The 2,037-nt window shown below is 74.5% G+C and carries 2 protein-coding genes; one reads left to right on the forward strand and one right to left on the reverse strand.

From position 1 onward, the window contains the following. Positions 1-1,326: protein-disulfide reductase DsbD domain-containing protein (locus ROTAS13_RS23545; protein WP_256371407.1), on the reverse strand; the 1,326-nt coding region annotated here is incomplete at its 3' end. Positions 1,327-1,411: 85 nt separating this feature from the next. On the opposite strand from ROTAS13_RS23545, the gene ROTAS13_RS23550 reads away from it, so the two are divergent. Next, positions 1,412-2,037, forward strand: a 626-nt coding sequence (locus tag ROTAS13_RS23550; protein WP_139323541.1) for a DEAD/DEAH box helicase, incomplete at its 3' end; no start/stop codon positions are given.

Genomic DNA, 2,037 nt, shown 5'->3' on the forward strand with positions numbered 1-2,037 from the left:
GACGCCGGACAGGTTCAGCCCGACCAGCAGCATCAGCCAGGCCATCACCGCCACGAAGACCGGCTGCGTGAACTGGAAGCCCCAGCCCGCCACGCCCCCCGCCGCCCGCAGCGCCAGCAGCCCGCCGCCGAGCACCAGGAAGGACAGCACCACCCCGGCACAATAGCTCGCGGCATGGACCCGCACCCGCCGCCGCGCCTCGCCCGACAGTCGGGCCAGCCCGATGGCCTTCATCGCCAGGATGGGGAAGACGCAGGGCATCAGGTTCAGCAGCAGCCCGCCCAACGCCGCCCAAAGCATGGCCCAGGGAGCCGTCTGCAACGGGCCGATGCCGGGAACGGCGGCCCGGGGCGTGGCGCCGCCCGCCGCCGGCGCCGCGGCACCCACCGGCACGCCCTCCGCCGCCACGGGAACCGGGCCGATCGCCGCCGACACCGTATAGGCGGCGCGCGTCCCGGCCGCGTCGGTGATGGCGACGACGCCTTCCAGCCGCTCCTTCGGCGCATCGCCCTGGCCCCGCGACAGGCCCAGCACCAGCCCCCCGTCGCGCAGGCTCAGCGGCTGCGGCGCCGCATTGTCCACCGCGCCCCACTCCGCCGGAAAGAAGAAGGCCTGCTTCACCGCACCGGGCCCCAGTTCGGCCCCGTCCAGCGCGATGGCGCCGCGCGGCCCGTCGAAGCCCGCCCGCGCCGCCCAGGGCGAGGGCCTGGGCAGCGCCGCCTCGGCCTCGGCGAAGGCCGCCGACAGCACGGCATCCGGCCGCGGCTTCGCCTCCACCGGCAGGTCCAGGCGGAAGCTCCCTTCCTCCGGGATGCAGACCTTCTCGCAGACCAGCCAGTTGCCGCTGCCCTGCACGGTGAAGACCTGCCCCGGCGCCAGGTCGCCCGGCACTGTCACGGTCAGCGGGAAATCCGCCCGCCCCTCATAGCCGAAATTCACCAGCGGCCCGAAGGGAATGCGCTCCGGCGCCGGGAACCGGAGCGGCCCGGCCGAGGCCCCTGCGGGCAGGTCCAGCGCCAGTTCCGGCGGCTGCCCCGCATCGCCCGGATTGGTCCAGTAGGTGTGCCAGCCCGGCGCCAGTCTCTGCCGCAGCATCAGCCGGAAGCTCTGCCCCGGCGCCACCGCCGCCATCTCGCTGGCCAGCACCACGGTCGCGCGCGGCGAGGCGACGGGTGCGGATTCGGCGGCCTGCGCGCCGTTCCAGCCAATGCCCGGCGCGACCAGAGGCGGGATCAAAGGGGCGGCCACGAGGATCGCGGCGGCCAGGGCCAGCCTCGCCAGCCTCCCTCCCGCCGGAATCCCCGGAAAGCCAACCACCTGTGCCATACGCCTCACTAAACGCGACAACATGAACGCCTTGCAATCCTCGGCATGTGACAAAGCGCGACGCTTGCGCCTATCTGACGGCAACATGCTCCCCGAACTTCCCGTCACGGAAGCCCTGCCGCGCCTGGCGGCAGCCCTGCGCGACGCTTCCAACGCCGTCCTGGTCGCCCCGCCAGGCGCCGGCAAGACCACCCTGGTCCCCCTGTCCCTGCTGGACGAGCCCTGGCTGGGCGATGGCCGCATCCTGGTGCTGGAACCCCGCCGCCTCGCCGCCCGCGCCGCCGCCCGGCGCATGTCCGACCTGCGGGGGGAGGCGCTGGGCCAGACCGTGGGCCTCACCACCCGGCTCGACCGCGCCGTCTCCGACGCCACCCGCATCGAGGTCGTGACCGAGGGCCTGCTGGTCCGCCGCCTGCAATCCGATCCCGGGCTGGAAGGCGTGGCCGCCGTCCTGTTCGACGAGGCGCACGAGCGCCATCTCGACACCGATCTGGGCCTCGCCCTCTGCCTCGACCTGCAACGCGCCCTGCGGCCGGAGCTGCGCCTTGTCGCCATGTCCGCGACGCTGGACGCCGCCGGCTTCGCCACCCTGCTCGGCGAGGAAGGCCGCCCCGCCCCGGTGATCGAGAGCGCGGGGCGGATGTTCCCGGTGGAGATCCGCCACCGCCCGCGCGACCTCGCCTCGCCGCGCGACCTGCCGGAGGCCATGGC

This window comes from Roseomonas sp. TAS13 (genome assembly GCF_001950415.1).
GTDB lineage: Bacteria > Pseudomonadota > Alphaproteobacteria > Acetobacterales > Acetobacteraceae > Roseomonas > Roseomonas mucosa.